This is a genomic window from Clostridium sp. UBA4548 (assembly GCF_002387895.1).
In the GTDB taxonomy this organism is placed as follows: domain Bacteria; phylum Bacillota; class Clostridia; order Clostridiales; family Clostridiaceae; genus Clostridium_J.
On the sequence record NZ_DGLI01000040.1, the window covers coordinates 1 to 20,426 of the forward strand.

22 protein-coding genes are annotated in these 20,426 nt (G+C 31.2%); 5 read left to right on the plus strand and 17 right to left on the minus strand.

Annotated features, from left to right (window positions below):
* The first annotated feature begins 6 nt into the window (after positions 1-6).
* Positions 7-162 carry a PhoU domain-containing protein gene (locus B3040_RS19550; RefSeq protein WP_414632542.1) on the plus strand — a complete coding sequence of 52 codons (156 nt, stop codon included), beginning with the start codon at positions 7-9 and terminating at the stop codon, positions 160-162.
* Positions 163-224: 62 nt separating this feature from the next.
* Here the strand turns inward: B3040_RS19550 and B3040_RS14765 are convergent, their stop codons facing one another.
* The 14 genes from B3040_RS14765 to B3040_RS14830 form a co-directional block, all read right to left on the minus strand.
* A complete protein-coding gene (locus tag B3040_RS14765; RefSeq protein ID WP_291574750.1) occupies positions 225-728 on the minus strand; it encodes a YhcN/YlaJ family sporulation lipoprotein in 504 nt (167 codons plus the stop codon).
* Positions 729-899: 171 nt separating this feature from the next.
* Positions 900-1,121 carry a hypothetical protein gene (locus tag B3040_RS14770; protein ID WP_291574752.1) on the minus strand — a complete coding sequence of 74 codons (222 nt, stop codon included), beginning with the start codon at positions 1,119-1,121 and terminating at the stop codon, positions 900-902.
* A gap of 118 nt (positions 1,122-1,239) precedes the next feature.
* Positions 1,240-1,398, minus strand: coding sequence for a rubredoxin (gene rd / locus B3040_RS14775; RefSeq protein ID WP_291574754.1), 159 nt, complete (start codon positions 1,396-1,398; stop codon positions 1,240-1,242).
* Between the two features lie 448 nt (positions 1,399-1,846).
* Positions 1,847-2,845 (minus strand): ornithine carbamoyltransferase, encoded by a 999-nt coding sequence (gene argF / locus B3040_RS14780; RefSeq protein WP_291574756.1) that lies wholly within the window; start codon positions 2,843-2,845, stop codon positions 1,847-1,849.
* A 120-nt stretch (positions 2,846-2,965) separates the two neighbouring features.
* A complete protein-coding gene (gene arcA / locus B3040_RS14785) occupies positions 2,966-4,180 on the minus strand; it encodes an arginine deiminase (protein WP_291574759.1) in 1,215 nt (404 codons plus the stop codon).
* A 62-nt stretch (positions 4,181-4,242) separates the two neighbouring features.
* Positions 4,243-5,187, minus strand: a complete 945-nt coding sequence (gene arcC / locus B3040_RS14790; RefSeq protein WP_291574762.1) for a carbamate kinase — start codon at positions 5,185-5,187, stop codon at positions 4,243-4,245.
* Between the two features lie 249 nt (positions 5,188-5,436).
* On the minus strand, positions 5,437-6,009 hold the full coding sequence (gene pyrE, locus B3040_RS14795; protein WP_291574765.1) for an orotate phosphoribosyltransferase: 573 nt from the start codon (positions 6,007-6,009) through the stop codon (positions 5,437-5,439).
* 12 nt (positions 6,010-6,021) lie between these two features.
* Positions 6,022-6,918, minus strand: a complete 897-nt coding sequence (locus tag B3040_RS14800) for a dihydroorotate dehydrogenase (RefSeq protein WP_291574767.1) — start codon at positions 6,916-6,918, stop codon at positions 6,022-6,024.
* Positions 6,912-7,649 carry a dihydroorotate dehydrogenase electron transfer subunit gene (locus B3040_RS14805; RefSeq protein WP_291574811.1) on the minus strand — a complete coding sequence of 246 codons (738 nt, stop codon included), beginning with the start codon at positions 7,647-7,649 and terminating at the stop codon, positions 6,912-6,914. The genes B3040_RS14800 and B3040_RS14805 overlap by 7 nt, the downstream gene beginning before the upstream one ends.
* 53 nt (positions 7,650-7,702) lie before the next feature.
* Positions 7,703-8,575, minus strand: a complete 873-nt coding sequence (gene pyrF / locus B3040_RS14810) for an orotidine-5'-phosphate decarboxylase (protein ID WP_291574769.1) — start codon at positions 8,573-8,575, stop codon at positions 7,703-7,705.
* Positions 8,562-9,776 (minus strand): dihydroorotase, encoded by a 1,215-nt coding sequence (locus B3040_RS14815; protein WP_291574771.1) that lies wholly within the window; start codon positions 9,774-9,776, stop codon positions 8,562-8,564. Before B3040_RS14815 ends, pyrF begins: the two co-directional genes overlap by 14 nt.
* A 147-nt stretch (positions 9,777-9,923) precedes the next feature.
* Positions 9,924-10,358 carry an aspartate carbamoyltransferase regulatory subunit gene (locus B3040_RS14820; RefSeq protein WP_291574773.1) on the minus strand — a complete coding sequence of 145 codons (435 nt, stop codon included), beginning with the start codon at positions 10,356-10,358 and terminating at the stop codon, positions 9,924-9,926.
* A 20-nt stretch (positions 10,359-10,378) separates the two neighbouring features.
* The gene (gene pyrB / locus B3040_RS14825) at positions 10,379-11,302 is read right to left on the minus strand and encodes an aspartate carbamoyltransferase (protein ID WP_291574775.1); all 924 of its coding nucleotides are present in this window, start codon (positions 11,300-11,302) and stop codon (positions 10,379-10,381) included.
* 1,179 nt (positions 11,303-12,481) lie between these two features.
* Positions 12,482-13,042 carry a DUF1836 domain-containing protein gene (locus tag B3040_RS14830; protein ID WP_414632543.1) on the minus strand — a complete coding sequence of 187 codons (561 nt, stop codon included), beginning with the start codon at positions 13,040-13,042 and terminating at the stop codon, positions 12,482-12,484.
* 1,108 nt (positions 13,043-14,150) lie between these two features.
* On the opposite strand from B3040_RS14830, the gene B3040_RS14835 reads away from it, so the two are divergent.
* On the plus strand, positions 14,151-14,393 hold the full coding sequence (locus B3040_RS14835; protein ID WP_021282264.1) for an AbrB/MazE/SpoVT family DNA-binding domain-containing protein: 243 nt from the start codon (positions 14,151-14,153) through the stop codon (positions 14,391-14,393).
* 411 nt (positions 14,394-14,804) lie between these two features.
* On the opposite strand, the gene B3040_RS14840 is transcribed toward B3040_RS14835, so the two are convergent.
* From B3040_RS14840 to B3040_RS14850, 3 genes are all read right to left on the minus strand, one after another.
* Positions 14,805-15,929, minus strand: coding sequence for a C40 family peptidase (locus B3040_RS14840; protein ID WP_291574778.1), 1,125 nt, complete (start codon positions 15,927-15,929; stop codon positions 14,805-14,807).
* 361 nt (positions 15,930-16,290) lie between these two features.
* Positions 16,291-17,133: a 16S rRNA (cytidine(1402)-2'-O)-methyltransferase gene (rsmI, locus tag B3040_RS14845; protein ID WP_291574780.1), complete on the minus strand. Its 843-nt coding sequence runs from the start codon at positions 17,131-17,133 to the stop codon at positions 16,291-16,293.
* A 20-nt stretch (positions 17,134-17,153) separates the two neighbouring features.
* Entirely contained in the window at positions 17,154-17,903 is a 750-nt protein-coding gene (locus B3040_RS14850; protein ID WP_291574781.1) for a tRNA1(Val) (adenine(37)-N6)-methyltransferase, read from the minus strand.
* Between the two features lie 606 nt (positions 17,904-18,509).
* On the opposite strand from B3040_RS14850, the gene B3040_RS14855 reads away from it, so the two are divergent.
* The 3 genes from B3040_RS14855 (at position 18,510) to B3040_RS14865 (ending at position 20,424) form a co-directional block, all read left to right on the plus strand.
* Positions 18,510-18,884: a CidA/LrgA family protein gene (locus B3040_RS14855; protein ID WP_291574783.1), complete on the plus strand. Its 375-nt coding sequence runs from the start codon at positions 18,510-18,512 to the stop codon at positions 18,882-18,884.
* 28 nt (positions 18,885-18,912) lie between these two features.
* Positions 18,913-19,611, plus strand: a complete 699-nt coding sequence (locus B3040_RS14860) for an LrgB family protein (RefSeq protein WP_291574785.1) — start codon at positions 18,913-18,915, stop codon at positions 19,609-19,611.
* 153 nt (positions 19,612-19,764) lie between these two features.
* Positions 19,765-20,424: a type II toxin-antitoxin system VapC family toxin gene (locus B3040_RS14865; protein WP_291574786.1), complete on the plus strand. Its 660-nt coding sequence runs from the start codon at positions 19,765-19,767 to the stop codon at positions 20,422-20,424.
* Positions 20,425-20,426 lie beyond the last annotated feature (2 nt).

A 20,426-nucleotide genomic window follows, 5' to 3' on the forward strand; every position in this document is an offset into this window, starting at 1 on the left:
CAAATTATTTTACAGACTCTAAATCAAGGCAAATGTACTATAGAATCTGGAGTAATCTTCCTTGATATAATAAACCATTTAGAAAGAGTTGCAGATCATATTTATAAAATATCTACATTATCTACAGATGAATTAAAGACTGTTATGGCTACAGTTTCTTAAAATAATTATAACTTTAAAATTAAAGCCCAAATAGCTTCTTATAGCGCTATTTGGGCTTCTTCTTAGCTTTTTATTCTTTCCATAATTTCAGCTAGGTCTTTCTTTAGTTCCTCTAAAGTTTTACCATTCATAAAATCATTGGCCATGGCATCTAATTTTTCAAACATTTCTTTATCTGCAGTAATGGCTACCTTTTTTATTTCCTTTGAAGCTTCCTTTACCTTTTCTTCCACTTGCTTTCTTACTTCACTTGAAACTTCCTGGCTACCGTCTTTTAAAGTTATTCCCACTAGAGCAGTACTCTCTTTTATAAATACAGTGGCTTTTTCTACACCCTCTATATCCTTAATGCTTTGAGAAATCTTCTTTCCTAACAAAACATCATCACTATTAGAATCCTTATTAGAATCATTCTTATTTGTTGTGCTACTTCCTCCATTTTCACTTTGATTTTGATTCTTGCTACCACTATCCTTGTCATTAGCTTTACTACATCCAAATAAAATCACAATGCTTATAAACAATATTACAACTATATTTAATACTGTATTATACTTTTTTTCCATAAAAACACCTCTTAAAGTCTGATATAGCTTATTATTTCCTTCACTAGAAATAATTATTACAATTTATCACCTTATAAAAAGTTTAGGCTATAGCACTAGTTTAACCTAGGGCTATAGCCATATTTTGTATCTTCTTCTGTTGAAACATAAAATTATAATATTACTTAAATGTTAAACTACTGTGGTTTCCATAAATACCTCTCTATTTACATAATACTTTCCATCAGATTCTTTTAATTCAAACTCACTAACAGCAGTTACTCTTTCAGCTTTTTCTATGTGAAGTACATAACCTTCTTCATTTCTATATTTAAAAAATATTTTTGAAAATTTCACTACTCTCATTGGCGAGCCTTCCATATCATAAATAACTCTTGGAATTTCCTTTAGCATAATATCTCTCCTTATCTCCGCATGTTTATAGATGATATATCATATTAAGGAATAGAATTATTTATGATAAGATTTAAAAAATAAAAGCTGACAGCATGTGCTGTCAGCTAATTATTTTTTATTCTTCTTCGAATTGATCTTTGCCTACTCCACATAGTGGGCATACCCACTCTTCTGGAACGTTTTCCCAAGATGTTCCTGCTTCAACTCCGTTATCTGGATCACCTAATTCTGGATCATAAACATATCCACATACAACACATACGTATTTTTTCATAAATATCACTCCTACCATAAAAATATGTCACTCTTATTTTACAACTTTTGAGTGAAAAATATACTAATTAATGTTCTTCTTAATATATATTTTACATGATTTACTAATTACTGTCAATGGATAATTATTATTAACTGTTCCAAGATATCGACATTTTTATTCTTTGAACAAACCTTACATTTTTTAGTTATATATAGAGAGAAATCACTTCAAAATTCAATTTACATCTTATAAAAAGTGGTTTCTCCAAAAGAGATATGCAAGCTCAATTAATGTAATTATCTAAGTTCCTATTAATATCAAGGAATTATAATATTTAAAGATATATAAAACTTTTCAGCTTATTTATCTTTATAATAAAAGACCAAAGTAGAACTTACCTTATGGGTAAGCTACCTTGGTCCCTTAGTTTTAAAATTCAGTGACCTATTTTTATTAGAATACTATATTAGCAGCCTAAAGTAGCTACCATTACTGCTTTTATAGTATGCATTCTATTTTCTGCTTCATCAAATACTATTGAAGCTTCACTTTCGAATACATCATTGCTAACTTCCATTCCATCTAGTCCATATTTCTCGAATATTTCTTTACCGATTTTTGTTTTAGTATCATGGAATGCAGGTAAGCAGTGCATAAACTTAGTATCTCTTTTACCTGTTAAAGCCATCATCTCTTTGTTAACTTGATATGGCTTTAAAAGTTTAATTCTCTCTACCCAAACTTCGTCTGGTTCTCCCATAGATACCCAAACATCTGTGTAGATTACATCTGCATCCTTAACCCCTTCTGCTACATTATCAGTTAATGTAATTTTTGCTCCAGTTTCCTTAGCAATTTCCATACATTTTGCTACTAATGCTTCTTCTGGGAATAACGTGTTTGGAGCTACAATTCTAAAGTCCATTCCCATTTTTGCTGCACCAATCATAAGTGCATTTGCCATGTTGTTTCTTCCATCTCCAGTGTATACAAATACAACTTCACTTAAAGGTTTCGCAAAGTGCTCTTTAACTGTTAAGAAGTCTGCTAAAATTTGAGTTGGATGGTCTTCGTTAGTTAATCCATTCCAAACTGGTACTCCTGCATATTTTGCAAGCTCTTCAACTATTTCTTGACCAAAGCCTCTATATTCTATTCCATCATACATTCTTCCAAGAACTCTTGCAGTATCTGCTACTGACTCTTTTTTACCCATTTGGCTACCTGTTGGTCCAAGGTATGTAACATGAGCTCCTTGATCATGTGCAGCTACTTCAAAAGCACATCTTGTTCTTGTAGAGTCCTTTTCAAATATTAAAGCTATGTTCTTTCCAACTAATCTTTGTTGCTCTGTTCCTGCATATTTTGCTTTCTTTAGGTCTTGAGAAAGTTCTAAAAGGTAGTTTATTTCCTTTGGTGAAAAGTCCATTAATGTTAAAAAGTGTCTGTTTCTTAAATTAAACATATTAATTCCCCCCACATATCTAATTAATTATTATGGCACTAAATTCTTATAGAATTAATAATGCCATAATATGATTTACTTTTTGTTTGTGTTGTGTTTTTTTTACTAAAATTGCAAGTTTTATCTAAAATTTATTTCCTCTCTTACAAAAGGCATTGACATGCAACGTGGGCCACCTCTTCCTCTTGACAGTTCACTAGATGGCATTTGAATAACTTCTATATTATGTTTATCTAAAATTTCGTTAGTGATGTAATTTCTCTCATAGGTTATAACTTTTCCTGGAGAAATTGCTAAGGTATTAGACCCATCATTCCATTGTTCTCTTCCTGATATGATTCTATCTCCACCACCACATCTTATTAATGTAGCATGGATTCCTAAATACTTAGACAATACGGCTTCTAGTTCACCCTCTTCTTCAATGGCAATAAGTTCCTTTTTACTTTCATCATAGGTTATTGCTGTAACCTTAAGTGAAGCTTCTATAGCTGGGTGAATGGTAAACTTATCATAGTCAATCATTGTAAATACAGTGTCAAGATGCATAAAAGCTCTAGTCTTAGGTATGTCAAAAATCAATACTGTTTTAAAACTTTCATTGTTTTCGAATATGTTTTTTGCAAGAGTGAATATTGATTCCTTATCCGTTCTCTCACTACATCCCACTGCAATTAGATCCTTTGATAAAACTAGTTCATCTCCCCCCTCTATAGTAGTTGGGTGGTATCTGTCATACCAAAGCTTAGTGCCCGACTCTTTAAGTGCTGGATGATGATTAAAAATATACTTTCCAAAAATTGTTTCTCTTCTACGAGTGTTTCTTCTCATAGAGTTAAGAGATACTCCACTACCTATACAAGCAAATGGGTCCCTAGTAAAGTATAGGTTTGGCATAGGATCCAAAATAAAAGGATATTCTGTTAAATCTTCCTTAAGTCCTACATCTTTTTTTCTTACCCCAGCCATTACAGTATCTATAAGTCCTTTTTCTGGCATGGAGAATAAGTAGCTCTTTGCTTCTCTTTTAGCAATTTCATCTACTATCCCACTTTCCTCTATTACCTCATTTAGAAACATCTCTTTTATTTTTTTATCTTTTATAGCCTCTGCTGCTAACTTCTCTAAGTAGAGAACTTCTACTCCTTCTTTTCTAAGTAAGTTTGCAAATATATCATGTTCTTGCCTAGCTACCTTTAGATAAGGTATATCATCAAATAACAATCTTTCCAAATACTCTGGTGTAAGATTTTCAATTTCTTGTCCCGGTCTATGAAGAAGTACTGTTTTCAACTTACCAATTTCAGAGTAAACCTGTATTTTACGCGTTTCCATAACTTCACTCCCCTTCCTCATTGTTGACCTATCTACATAAAATAGCCTTAATATTACTTGTTTTATCCAACTATTTTTGTTCCAGATAGACCTTTTAATGCTTCCTTAGCCTTTGACAGTGAAGCAATCATAGCAATTTTGCTGTTGTCATGCATAACAAATTTCTTGCATGCTTCTACCTTTGGTAACATACTTCCTGGTGCAAATTGACCTTCTTCAATATATCTATTCACTTCTTCAATATTTATTTCAGCTAATTCTTTTTGGTCTGGCTTATTGAAGTTTACACAAACTCTATCTACAGCTGTTAATATTAGAAGACAATCAGCTTCTAGTATTTCTGCAAGCTTTTCTGCTGCAAAGTCTTTATCTATAACTGCTGCAACTCCTTTTACCATTCCGTCTTCTCTTATTACAGGGATTCCGCCACCGCCACAAGAGATTACTACTTTCCCATCTTCTACAAGTTCTTTGATCATATCTTTTTCTATAACATCAATTGGCTTTGGCGATGCAACTACTCTTCTGTATCCTCTTCCTGCATCTTCTTTCATTATAAAGCCCTGTTCTTTTTGTAACTTCTCAGCCATTTCCTTAGAGTAGAAAGATCCTATAGGCTTTGTTGGGTTTTGGAATCCACCATCATTTTTATCTACTACTACTTGTGTTACTATAGTTCCTACTGATTTCTTAACCCCTCTTTTGTTAAGTTCCTCAGCTATAGCATTTTGTAAGTGATAGCCTATATATCCTTGAGAGAAAGACCCACATACATCAAATGGAAACATTATGTTGCTTGGATTTTGTCTTGCCGCATCCTCTACTGTAGCGACAATTTGTCCTACTTGAGGACCATTTCCATGTACTATTGAAACTGTATGTCCATCTTCTATTAGATCTACTATTGAAACTGCTGTTTCCTTACAGGTTCTTAGTTGTGCTTCTGCCGTCTTATCTTTAGGGTCTGCTTGTAATGCATTTCCCCCTAATGCAAGTACTATCTTCATATAAGTTAATCCCCCTCTTAATATCGAAATTATTTAAATATTTCTTCTATTTAATACTATATTTATTTCAAATTACTGTCAATAACCACACTTTTTCCTTTTTATATGAAAAAATGTATATTAATTTATATATTTTTTCAAGAAAACCTATTATCTTGTATTAAAGAGGGATTTTTCTAAAAATTGTGAATAAATATTATTTTTATTTGCATAAAAAATTTTTATCTAATTAAACTTTTTTATTCTTTATTATATTATATTTCTGCTTCCTGGCTTTATATAAGGAGTGCCCTCCTTGCATAAAGGGCAGTTTTCTTTATGGTAAGTTTCTATATCTAACTTACAAGCACTGTAAAGTGGATATTGTAACTTGCAATCTTCGCTTCTTCTATCAACTATACTGCAAACTCCAATTACCTCTGCACCTAGTTCCTCTAGCACTTTTATAACTTCTAAAGTAGATTTCCCTGTAGTCACAACATCTTCAGTAATTAAAATCTTCTGACCTTTTTTCACTTCAAAGCCACGGCTTAATACCATTTCTCCATCTTTTCTTTCTGTAAAAATTCCTGGCTTATTAAGTTGTCTTGCAAGTTCATAAGCTACTATAATTCCACCCATTGCAGGTCCTACTAATAAATCCACCTCTAAGTCTTTTACTTTATCCTTTACTACTGCTAAAACTTTTTCTGCTTTATCTGGATATTGTAAAAGTCTTGCACATTGACAATACCTATTACTATGCATTCCAGAGGATAGTAAAAAGTGTCCTTCTAATAATGCTCCACATTCTATTAAAGTGTCTATAACCATTTTTTCCATTTAAAAACCCTCCTAAATAATTCCTCTAATTTCGTTAATATCTTTAATGTTTTCACTTCTTATGAAAGCTTCCACTCCGTTTATTATGTCCTTACAAGCTAAGGGATTCATAAAATTCGCTGTCCCAACTTGTACTGCTGTAGCTCCTGCCATAATAAACTCTACTGCATCCTGCCAAGTGGTTATGCCTCCCATTCCTATCACAGGCACTTTGCTAATCTTTGAAACCTCATGAACCATTCTAAGTGCTATAGGTTTTATGGCTGGGCCTGAAAGTCCAGCATATACATTTTCAAACACAGCCTTTTTACTCTTATAATCAATAGCCATGGCTTTAAAAGTGTTTACTAAGGATAGTGCATCAGCTCCAGCATATATGCATTTTAAGGCCATATCTACTACATCCTCAGCATTTGGTGATAACTTAACAATTAGCGGCTTTTTGCAATGGTTCTTTACAGCACTTACTGCTTCATAAGCAACACTTGATTTTATTCCAAGAGCCATACCACCTTGCTTTACATTTGGGCAAGATATGTTTAGCTCCACAAAGCCGATATCAGTTTCATTAAGAAGCTCCACAGCTTCTATATATTCCTCTAGGGTAGCTCCACCTAAGTTAGCAATTATATTAGTATCATAACTTTTCATCTTAGGGAGTTCACAGTTTATGAAATCATGTACTCCTGGATTTTGTAACCCTACACTATTAAGGATTCCACCTTTGGTTTCATAGATTCTAACGCCTGAATTTCCTTCTCTTTTATTAAGAGTAAGCCCCTTTGTAGCAATTCCACCAAGGCATTCTACATTATAAAATTCATTGTACTCTTCCCCAAAGCCAAAGGTTCCTGAAGCTGCTATTATTGGGTTCTTAAACTCTTTACCACAAATATTAACTTTTAACACTTAACTTCCCCCTTAGCTTCTAGTTCTTCTCCTCTAAATACGGGACCGTCTTTGCAAGTTTTTTTATTTCCATTTTTAGTTTTACAGGTACATACAAGGCAGGCTCCTATTCCACAAGCCATTTTCTTTTCCTCGGAAATAAATATCTTTGTATTAGTTTCTTTGCACAGCTTTAGCACCTTATCCATCATTACTTCTGGTCCACAGCAAAGAACTACATCATACCCTTTTGGGTTAAAAATTTCTGTTACATATCCCTTATGTCCTATTTCACCATATTCTGTAGCAATGTTTATGCTATTAGCTAACGGCTTCAATTCCTCTATGCAATATGCATCCTCTCTAAATCCTGAGAATAAATCAATACTACAATTCGTAAGAGATTTTGCCACATAGTGCATAGGTGCAATTCCAATTCCTCCAGTAACTATTGCTACCTTTCCCTTTATTTCTTCTATTGGAAATCCATTGCCTAAAGGTCCTATTAATTTAACTTCATCTTTTTCTTTTAACCTACTTAGCAGTTTTGTTCCTTTTCCAACGGCTGCATATATAAATTCTATTTTACTTTCATCTATATTGTGTATACTTATAGGTCTATAGAGTATTGGCTCTTCTTCCCAGGATTTTAACATATAAAACTCACCAGGATTTCCCTTAAAACTTCCCTCTACTACTAATTTATATATTTCTTTAGTCAACATTTTGTTTTCCTTGACTTTACCTGACATATAATTATATTTTGAATTCCCCACGGCATACTCCTTATAGTAATTATAAATTTTTACTTATATAATTTAACTGCTGAAGCTATTTCTTCCTTCATTCTTATTACTTCTTCTTTAGCATATTTTGCAAAATATTTTTCACCTTGATCCTTGTTTTTATATGCTAAAAGTATTCCTCTTGAAGAGTTAACAACTCCTCCATTTCCATTCTTTAGATATAGAGCTACATCTTCAGCCTTTCCTCCCTGAGCCCCATAGCCTGGGATTAAGAAGAAAGTACTACTTAAAGTTTCCCTAAGTTCTTTTCCTTCATCTACATGGGTACATCCAACTACTGCTCCAATGGAACTATATCCGCACTGACCTATAGCAGTTTCGCCTAATTCCTTTATTTTTTCCCCTACAATATTGTAAATTTTTCTACTTCCTTTACTTTCTATATACTGAATATCCTCCGAACCCTTATTTGAAGTTCTTACTAGAACAAAAACTCCCTTTTCATGATTTTTTATATAGTCTAAGAAGGGCTCTATAGTGTCCATTCCCATATATGGACTTAAGGTTATAAAATCCGCTTCAAATTCTCCCTGAAAGTGTGCCTTTGCATACATTTCAGCAGTTTTTGCGATATCTCCCCTTTTTATATCTCCTATGGTTATACCACCCTTTGACTTTATATACTTTAAGGTTCTGCTGTATGCTTTTAATCCCTCTATTCCAAGGGCTTCATAATATGCTATTTGAGGTTTATAGCAGGCTACATAATCAAAGGTTTCATCTATTATTTCTTTATTAAAGTTAAATACAGCATCCTCTATTGAGCTGAAGCTTTCTAAGAAAGCTTTAGGAATATAACTTATATCTGTATCTAACCCTACACATACATGACCCTTTTCTTCTACTGCTTTATATAATTTATCTATAATCATCTAAATCATCCTCTTTCTTCTCATATACAACCTTACCACTTTTAATTGTAGCCCTAACTTCTCCATACACTTTCATATCATTAAACGGTGTATTCTTTCCTTTAGATAGAAATTTTTCACTCTCTATCTGGTAGCTCTTTTCTATATCTATAAGCACTAAATCTCCGTCATATCCTATATCTACAGTGCCTTTATTTACTTTTAATATTTCACTTGGCCTTTTACTCATAAGTTCACTAAGCTTACATAAATCTATCCATTGGCCTTTAACAAGGGCTGTGTAGCATAGTGAAAAGGCAGTTTCTATTCCTGATATTCCAGGTGCTCCATTTTTCTTATCTTCCTCTGAATGGGGAGCATGATCTGTAGCTATAGCATCTACATAACCCAGCTTTATTGCTTCTCTTAAGTAATCTATATCCTCTTCCTCCCTAAGGGGTGGATTTACTCTATACTCTTTTTTATCTGTATGAATTAAATGATGTGGGGCTACCTCACAGGTTACTTTATGCCCTTTTCTTTTACTTCTAATTATATATTCCATAGACTCTTTAGTACTTACATGGGCAAAGTGAGCCTTGCAACCACTATATTGAGCTAAGGTTAAATTTCTCCAAGTCATGGTGTTTTCAGCTAGTCTCATATCTATCTTTGATAAATCATGGTTCTCACAGTGACACATTACTGTTATGTCCTTTTCCTTTGCCTTTATCATGGCATTTAACATAACTTCACTATTCATTACATCTTTTCCGTCTTCAGATATAATTTTCACTTCGCCCTTATTTATAGGCTCTAAGTGACTTAAATCATCTCCTGTAAAGTCCTTAGTTATTGATAAAACCTGATTTACCTCTACAAGTCCTACTTCCTTAGCTCTTTCACTTACACGATTTGCTATTTCCACAGTGCTGCATACAGGATTGGTATTTGCCATTAAATTTACCATAACATATCCACCTTTTACTGCAGCCTTTGAACCACTTTCCATATCTTCCTTATATGTGTACCCGGGTTCTCTAAAGTGAACATGTAAATCTACAAATCCAGGCATTACTACAAGTCCTTTTGCATCCATAGTGTTACAGTCTTTATTTAAACTTCTGCCTATCTCTGATATAATTCCATCTTTAATGTAAATATCTCCTTTAAAGCTTCCGCTCCAGTCAACTACAGTACCATTCTTTATGCAAAGTTCCATGAAATCTCCCCCTAAAGTTTTGTTATCTATAAGGTTTTAACCACATTCTAGATAGCTAAGACTCTTAGCTATCTAGGATATGGCTCTTCACAGAAAACAAGTTCTGGAAAGAGCCTCTTTTCTAATGCAGTTTAGGTTGTTGATTATTTAGTATAAGGAGGTAACCTTCTGTAAATCATCACAGTAGTCACATCTGTACTCTCTAGTATTTTCATCTACTAAGTGATGAATATGAGGCACATATTTTTCAATTGAGGTTACGCATCGTGGATTTTTACATCTAATAATGTTTTCTACCTTTTTAGGTAGCTTTAATTTTATTTTTTCTTTAATTACTTCATTTTCAATGATATCTATAGTTATATTTGGATCTATAAGTCCAAGAATTTCATAGTCTAAATCCAGTACATTTTCTATTTTAATAATGTCCTTGCTTCCACATTTTTCACTCTTAACATTCATTATCAGTGCCACAGCAAACTTAGCATTTTGAAGGTTTAAAAAGTTATAAATTTTTATTCCTTCTCCAGCTTTTATATGGTCAATTACTATTCCATTTTTAATACTATTTATTGTTAACATAATATCTTCCTCCTCTACTCTTAATAAATTCCTAAAAGTTTTAGTATTAAAGCCATTCTTACATACATACCAAACTTAGCTTGAGGAAAGTAGTATGCTCTTTTATCGCTATCAACTTCATAGGCTATTTCATTTACTCTTGGTAGTGGATGAAGCACTGCCATATCATCCTTCGCTAGGTTCATCTTTTTGCTATCTAAGATAAAGGAGTCCTTAAGTCTTATATAATCTTCTTCATTAAAGAATCTTTCTCTTTGTACCCTAGTCATATATAAAATATCTATATCCTTCATGGCTTCTTCCATGGTTTTTACTTCTTTAAACTCTATGTTTTTCTTTCCTAATACTTCTTTTCTTATATAATCTGGAACTTTTAATTCTTCTGGGGAAATCAGTATGAATTTATTATTTTCATAGGATGAAAGTGCTTTTATAAGTGAGTGCACAGTTCTACCAAACTTTAAGTCTCCACAGCAACCTATAGTAAGATTGTTTAAGCTGCCTTTTATGGTTCTAATAGTAAGTAAGTCAGTTAAAGTTTGTGTTGGATGTTGATGTCCTCCATCTCCTGCATTAATTACAGGTATATCGCTGTACTGTGCCGCTATTTGAGGTGCTCCTTCTTTTGGGTGTCTCATTACTGCAATGTCTGCATAGCATGCTACTGTTCTTATTGTATCCGCTATACTTTCTCCCTTTGCAGTTGAACTTGAGTTAGGCTCAGAAAATCCTATTATTTGACCTCCAAGTCTTAGCATTGCTGCTTCAAAACTAAATCTTGTTCTTGTGCTTGGTTCATAGAATAAAGTAGCTAGTAGCTTTCCTTTACAAGCATCTGCGAACTTCTCTGGAGCCTTTATTATTTCATCAGCTAAATTAAATACCTCATCTAGCTCCACATGTGTAAAATCCATAGGTTCAATTAAACTTCTTCCTTTTAACATTAACAACATCTCCTTTTTAACCTCTCTGGGATAATTTAAAGGTATTAATAGGGAGCTAATTTAAAGTCTATTTGCTTTTAACTTTGCTTCCCCTATTGCTCTTAAGATACCCCTATTACTAAAGGGTTCTCCTAAGAGTTTATATAATAGCAGCTAATAGGCTTTTACTATTTGCTGCAATTAATCTAAATACTCAGGTAAAATCTTAATATTTTTTATCTTTCACAGTTTACTTACCCCTATGAAAAAGAGTGAATTATTGGTGAAATAAAAAATACCTTCCTAAAAGGAAGGTATCAAATTTTTAAATTCAATATAGCTTTTTAATCTACAACTACAAACTATACGTTAAATTATCTAAGAAAACTTGTACATCACTTAATTCAATGTACCCCAAACTTTCTTAGCAATTAATATTATAGATTAAATGCTAGCTCTTCCTTTGTCGGCCTCTCTGGACCACTTTTAAAAGGACTTCAATTATTAAGTTTTACTTTATATATATAATAAATCTATATCCAGCCTATTGTCAATAGGAAATTAATAAAATTGTTTAAGTTAAAAAATCCCTATATATTAATTAATATATCTTGATATTGCGATTGATATGAGTTATATTATGTTTATAGATACTCAATCTGCATAAACTTTTTTTATAAAATAAGTTCTGTAAACACTTAACTGATGTGATTTCAATACTATGCAGAAGATATATCTTTTAAAATTGTAATTATATCACTTGTTTTACATTATAAAATGTAACATCTGGTGTGATTAAATTTCATATTTTTGATACACTAATAATAGACTCATAACTTAGGAGGTGCTGTAATGAAGGTTGCTTTTGATGAAAAAACAAAAGAAGCTCTTAATACAAAATTAAAAGAATTTGAAAAATCTGCTGTACGCTTTATGATCAAAGGTTTTGGTTGAGGTGGTCCAACGCTAGGAGTTGTTCTGGACGAACAAAAATCAGAAGATATAACTGAAGTAGTAGATGGTATTACTTTTGTAGTAGATAAGGACGAAGAATATATATTTGAAGACTGCAAAGTTGTTTATACTAAAACATTATTTGGAGATTCTTTTAAGGTTATTTCTTCAGCTGTAGGTGAAAGTACTTGCAGCTAAACTTAATTAAGGGGGATTAAGCAAAGCCTTAATCTCCCTTAAACTTTTTTAATACTTATCTCCATACTCTTTTACAATGGTACTAACTAATTTCTTTATGTTGCTAGCTTGAGCTACTAAACTCATTACTATTAAAAATATAATTATTCTTTCCTTCTCTTGATCATTGAAATCATAGTCTTCCACATACTTAAATAAGGCTTCCTTATCTTGAGAATTGCTATCTAAGAAGTTCACATAAAAACTTTCTTTTTGTAAGTAGCAAAATAGTTTGTAAGTATCTTCCCAAGAAAGTATGTCATCAGCTCTATTGTTTATCCCATTAAAGGCTAATCTAAAAACCTCTTTTATTTCATCAGTAGTTAATATAGGTCTCATATAACCTAATAATACTAACTGGACTAAGTGAAGCTTTGTATAGCCTCTTTTTTTCCCATCCTCTGGTTTAGATATAACTTCACTTTTAATATAGTTCTGTAGTATGTTGTTAGTAAAGTTATCCTGCTCAAACTTATCATTTAGATAATCTTTAACCTGAGATAAAAATAAGTCGTATTGCGGTAATTCATCATACCCAATTATACTTTTATTTGAAATTTCTTCTATCATTTCTGAAATTTTGCTTACTATACTGCTAAAGCTTTCACTATTTATCTTATTGTCTTTGTTCATAGGTACACCTCATTATATTTTCCTACATTTATAATAAATATTATATGCTACTAATAATATCTTTACAAACATATTATTAAATATTATTTTACTTTATCTGAAATTTTTTTAAAATATCATAAAGTTCGACAATACACTTAACTGAAATATCTTGATAGTTAAATTGCAATAAATCAGTTTTTCAATAAAATTTATTAACAGGTTAGAATACTTATCCACTGTTGTCCACAAATTACTAACATAAAATGTGAATAATTATGGTATTTATTCTTAGCATTCTAGTAAATCTTTATTTATTAATTATAACTTTGTAATATTTGTCCACATTACTAACAATATACCTGTGTATAACCTGTTATATTTTATGTGGAAATAATTGCAACATTCTACAGCATTAGATTTAATTTTTTATAAATTTGTTATAAAAAAGAGAATAGGAGAATAAATTTACCACAATGAGTTGTAATTAGTAACTTCCTGTAATTTTATATAAATAAAATAATACAAATATTATTCCCTTTTTATGTAACTTTTAATGTTTATAAATTTTTCTTATTTTTTACATTTATTTTTCATTTCATTTTATTTACTGGTTTAGATTAAATGAAAATTAAAAACATAAATAGTTTTTGCAAATGCTTTTCAATAAATACCTATAATTAATAATGAAAATTATTACTATACCTCTATTTACAACAATTAACTCATTTTTTTCGACATATACTTATTTTTATTCCAATTAATTACTATTTTATAATTTCCAGTTATTTTTTTTGGTTTAAGTCTACTTTTCACCCTCTATTCTTAAAATTGTTTTTTGATAATGCCCTAATATCAATGTTTTTAACCTTTTGTAAAATCCTGTATTTTTATAAATTAATATTATTGACATTTGTATAAATTGGTAGTATATTATCTATAGATGGAATTTAGTAGTAATTTTGTAACTTTCTAAGAAAGATAAACTACATATTTTATCTATTAAATTAAAATAATAAAATTTTGTATATTATTTTGTCGAATATTACTTAAGGAGGAACTTATTATGAAATCAACTGGTGTTGTAAGAAGAGTAGATGAGCTAGGAAGAATTGTTATTCCAGTAGAACTAAGAAGAACGCTAAATATAGGTGAAAAGGATGCTCTAGAGATATATGTAGATGGTGAGCATATCATATTAAAGAAATATGAGCCTGCATGCATATTCTGTGGAGATGCTAGAGACGTTATAAACTACAAATCTAAGAATGTTTGTAAACAATGCTTAGCTTCTTTAAAAGCTGAATAATTTAAAACTTAAACTTAATTTCCTTTTAAATAAGGACAAGCATATAATAAACGTTAGAATTCTAACGTTTATTTTTTTACCTTTCTATTATATTTATCTATTTTCAATCCTTTACTCATAAAAAGTAATCTTTCCCTTCATAATGTATCTTTATTTCTTACTCATGGGTACTTAGTAAGAAATAACTTGGCTGTATTCAGGAATTTCAGAAAAAATTAGGCTTTAGGAGGGTATCTCCCTTCTTTAAATCCTTTGTTTCATTTTATCACTATAAACTTAATCTTATTTAAATGCTAGGTCTATGCACCTACCACCATAATTATGGTAAAAGCTTTTTTGCTTAAATAAAATAAACCAATAGCAGAAGCCATTGGTTTATTTTTTAGAAATTATATTTAAGCTTAAAACTCTCTAGTGTCTTCTTCCTTGTAAATAGTCTTTTCTTGTTCCTAACGGTGATATTTTAACAACCTCATTATCTTGTGGTGCATGTATGTAACTATTGTTTCCAACATATATACCTACATGATAAGCATGTCCACCTGAACCAAAGAATACTAAGTCTCCAGGTTGTAACTGATCCTTTGGAACATAAGCTCCTGTTCTCATTTGATCATTTGCAGTTCTAGGCAAACTAATTCCATTTCCTCTAAAAACATAGCTTGTAAATCCTGAACAGTCGAAGGTGCTTGGACCATTTCCTCCCCATTGATATGGAGTTCCCAAAAACCTTTTAGCGTAAGGAACTATACCGTCTGCACTACCACTTGGTGGCACAACCGCTGAGTCATTATAGCTTCCGCCTCTGCTTGGTCTTTCTACAGCTGGTGCTTTCATACTTTCTATTTGTCTTAAAGTTTCTGCTAATTGAGCTTCACTTTCCTTCATAGCTGCCTCAAATAGATCTCTGTTAGCTTCTGCTACTTCCATTGCTTTATCATGCTCTGCTTTTTTTGCATTAAGTTCATCTGCCTTTTTTTGATTCTCTGCTTGTAAAGCAACTAGTTGAACTTTTTCTTGCTCTAGTACATTTTTTTGCTGCTCTAAAGCAACTTTCTTTTCTGTTAAGCTCGCAACTACCTCTTTATCATAGCTAATTATTTTAGCTACGTTTTCTAATCTTGTAATAAAATCAGCAAGGCCCTTTGAGTCTAAAAGAACTTCTGCATAGCTATCCATACCATTAATATACATAGCTCTCATTCTCTTATTAAAAAGATCTTCTTCTTTTTTAATACTTTCCTCAGCTGCTTGTACACCTTCTTCACTGATTTTAATTTTTCCTTCAGTATCAGAAATTTTATTATTAGTGTTTTCTATATCTGCATATATTTCTGTCATTTGCGAGTTAATTGCTTGTATTGCAGCTTCGATTTCATCTACCTTTTCTTGAGCACTCTTATAGCTATTTTTACTCTCTGAAAGTTCTTGTTGCTGTTTTGCTTTATCACTATAGGGATCTGCATATGCTGTAGATCCTACGTAACTACTTGCTAATGCTGCCGCTAAAGCTAAAGCTACTATTTTTTTATTCAAAAAAATCCCTCCCCCCTGATGGTTTCTACATAATTATAGCATTATATAGCCGGAAATCTCAAGTTTTTCGCTATATTTTAAACAAAATCCATTAATAAATTCATATTATCTGAATTTAGTTCCACTATTTTACATAGTTTTTGATATATAATAACCTGATTTTCAATATATTGACACTTAATCCTTTGATATAAGCTATACTTTCATTATATTAAAAGTACTATTTCTTTTTTTATAAATATCTAAAACTACTAGATTTATTACCTACTAATATAATATTTATATTTTTTGCTACTAACTGCAGTTGCTATAATTACTTTTTATTTATATTCCTTATTTCACAAGAGTTATTGTTTTGATCTTAAATATCTATAGAAAACTTATATACTTCAGATTTTGATAAACTTCTATCCTTTGCAACTTTCTTGATAGCTTCCTTTTTGCTATCTCCCTTTTCTATGTACATTCTTATATGATCTTCAATTGTTATACTTTCCCACATAGAATTTATTTCTTTTAGAATTTCTTCTTCACTTTTACCTTCTACAACTATTACATATTCACCTTTTCCATTGTTAGCTTTATAGAACTCTATAGCTTCACTTAAAGTTGTTCTCATTATATCCTCATAGAGCTTTGTAAGTTCTCTACAAAGTGCAACCTTTCTATTTCCTAAATTTTCATATAGAAACTCTAAGGTGTTTAATATCCTATGAGGTGCTTCATAAAATATTAAAGTCTCCTTTCTATTTAAAAGCTCCTCTATTATAGGTTTTCTATCTTTATTTTCTCTAGGAAGAAATCCTCTGAATATAAATTTAGTACTATCAAGCCCCGAGTAAACCAATGCTGTTGTAATGGCAGTTGCACCTGGTAAAACCTCAAAATCTATCCCCTCTTCAATACACCTTGTTATAATAACACTTCCAGGGTCCGATATTCCTGGTGTACCAGCATCACTAATTATTGCTATATTTTTTCCTTGAAGAAGTTTCTCAGTAATAGCATCACTTTTACCATTCTCATTATGCTTATGGTAGCTAATTAAAGTTTTTCTTATATTAAAATGATTAAGAAGCTTTAAGCTTTGTCTTGTATCCTCACAAGCAATTATATCTACTGCTTGTAATACCTCTAGAGCTCTTAATGTGATATCCTTTAGATTTCCTATTGGAGTTGGTACTAAATATAATTTTCCATTCATTTTATCACCTTATCCCATATCTATATATTTATATCCTCAGAACCATAAATTTCTCTGAGTTCCCTTGAATAATCCCCATTTTCTTCGTGAACATATAAAGGATCTTCAAACTTTAAAAATGCTCCTCCGTCCCTTTGCCCCTCTACAAGCACTATATTAGGTGCCTTGCTAGGTTTAGGATGAATAAATTTTATACGCTTAGGCTCAATTTTATGTTTTCTCATAAGAGTTAAAATGTCTGCAATTCTTTCTGGTCTATGAACCATAAATAACCTGCCGTTATCCTTTAAGAGTATTCTTGCTGCAACTATTACATCCTCTAGGGTACAACAAACCTCATGTCTTGCTATAGCACTTTTATCGTTAGGATTTATAATACCAGCGTTATGAAGCTTGTAGGGAGGATTTACCGTAACTATATCACTTTTTTCTATGCTCTTTAGAAATTTAGTATCCTTTAAGTCCTTATGTAAAAAGCTTACTCTCTGTTCCAAATTATTATATTTTGAAGTTCTATTGGCCATTTCAACAAACTCTTCTTGAATTTCTATTCCAATAATACTACTAGCTTCAGTTTTTCCTGCTATAATAAAGGGAATTATCCCCGTACCGCTACATAGGTCAATAACTCTACCATTCTTTTTTACTTTAGCGAAATTAGCTAGTAATACAGCATCTACACCAAATCTAAAACCACTTTTCTTCTGAATTATTTTTATACCCCTAAGCTGTAAGTCATCAAGAGTTTCATCTTCCCTTATAAAATCCATAAATATTCCTCACTTTTCGCTAATTAAAATATATAGTTCATTATATCTTATAATCATAGGTTTTTCATTAAATAATGAACAGGTTCATTTTGTGAATCTGCTTTGGAAGCATATTTTCACTAAACAAAGGTATCTTTGTGAACAAACTTCATTTGTTACACTAAGCCCATTTACCTAGAATGAGCGACTGCACGGCTGGTCAACAACCTTTTAGGGAAGATTGCAGACCTTAAGCTTCAAAGTGCTGCTAAACAACCTACCTTTTGTTAAAGAGAAGACCCTTTACTTTTGTAGTATAAGTAGTCTTAACCTTTGTTAAATGTCCTTATTTATTAAAAAAGTAAGCATCTCAATAATGAGATGCTTACTTTTTAATATGGGGGGAAAGCAACATGAGGTGCTTAAACATTACAACGACTATGCAATAACAATAATAAAATTCACATGTTGCTTTTAAGGGTTTATATTTATGCTTTAATCTGTCATTAATATGATTGACCATTTTATTTGAGATTATACACGGATTTATGAACTTTGTAAAAAATATTTATTTGCTTTATAATGATTAGGTCGTAATTTTTATATTGTAATTGGAGTGATATTAGCATGAAAATTTTAAAAGAGTTTACTATAATTTTATTAATAATATTTTTTAGTGATACTTTAAGTAAAACTTTTTCTCTACCTCTACCTGGAAGCATTATAGGCATGTTATTACTTCTTGGTTTGTTATTACTAAAGATAGTAAAAGTTGAAACTTTAAAAACTTCAAGCACTTATATGCTTGATAACTTAGCCTTTTTCTTTTTACCTGCTGGGGTAGGCATTATTTCTTCTTTTGATTTATTAAAAGGAAATACTATTAAGATTATTTTTATAATCATCATTTCAACTTTAGTTGTACTTCTTGTTACAGGCTATACTGTTCAAGGATTAATTGCTTTAAAAAACAAAAGAAATATTGGTAAGTATAACCGTTAAAAAACCTTGCCAACTGGAGGATTTATTTATGTTTATATATGAATTGTTTAAGTCGCCTGTATTTGGTGTGTTGCTTTCATTAATTTGTTACTTAATAGGCCACTATATAAGTAAGAAAACCAAAATTGCTTTTTTAAACCCCTTATTTATTGCAATAGTCTTAGCTGTGGCATTTTTATTAATCTTTAAAATTCCTTTAGAAGATTATAACAATGGTGGTAAAATAATATCCTTTTTCTTAACACCAGCTACTGTAGTTTTAGCTATTCCTCTTTATAGTAAAATCGAGCATCTAAAACAAAATGCTCTGGCTATTTTTGTTGGCATATCTATAGGCAGCTGTGCAGGAATAGTAACCGTAATCCTTTTAGGTAAGGCCTTGAAGTTACCTACAGAGCTTATTTTATCCCTAATCCCTAAGTCAGTTACCACACCTATTGGCATGGAAGTTTCTAAAAATTTAAATGGAATCCCGTCTATTACTGTAGGTGCTATAATTATAACTGGAATAATCGGTGCTATCTTTTCACCGTTAATACATAATATAGCCAAAATTAAAAATAAAATTGCTGTAGGAATTTCCATTGGCACAAGTTCCCACGCTCTAGGTACTACAAAAGCAGTAGAACTTGGTGAAACTGAAGGAGCTATGAGCAGTCTTTCAATTGGTCTTGCCGGCCTAATCACCATTATCATTGCACCAATTCTTGTTAAACTTTTTAACTAACCCTTTGAAGAAAACTAAATATGCTAGAAAACATCTTTTCAGAATATCTTAAGAACTTTACAGCATAACTTTAAAGTTTTTAATACATTGTAATAACTGCACCTTCTGATTAATAAAATAAACTATATAATATATAAAGAAGGTATGCTATTTATGGAAATGCTGCTCTATCCTTTTTCCAATATAAATTTTAGTAATAATACTTCTATACTGCTAGATGCATCATTTCTACTTAGCTTAGTATATGATGATGATATAAAACATCCTCAGTGTGTAGAAGCATTAAAAAAAATTCTTATTGGAAAGTGTAGACTTTATGTTACTAACATTATTTCTGCAGAAGTTTTAAATCAAATAATGTATAAAATATTTATCATGGATATAAGACATAGAATTGATAAGTGTAATCCTTTTAACTCTGAAACCAATATAAGACAAATCATATCTTGTTTTAACAAGTATGATAGAAAAATAATAAAAGATAAAAGACAAGATAAACTTCGAGAAATACCCTATAAAAAATATTTCGATAATCTTTCTAAAAACAGCCTTAAACGAAACTTATTAAAGGTATACTATAAGACTGCTGTTACCATGCATAATCAATTAGAAAACACTCTGAAGTTTAATTATGTAGAAATAAACAAATCATGTATGCTTAGAACAAAGGACCTTATGACTAAGGATCTACTTTCTATAAATGATGCTACTCATCTTGCAGTGTGCGAAAATTATAGTATAACTTATCTTTTAACCTTAGATGGGGACTTTATCTATGCTGAGAATAGTAAAGTTATTATATTAAAAATATAACC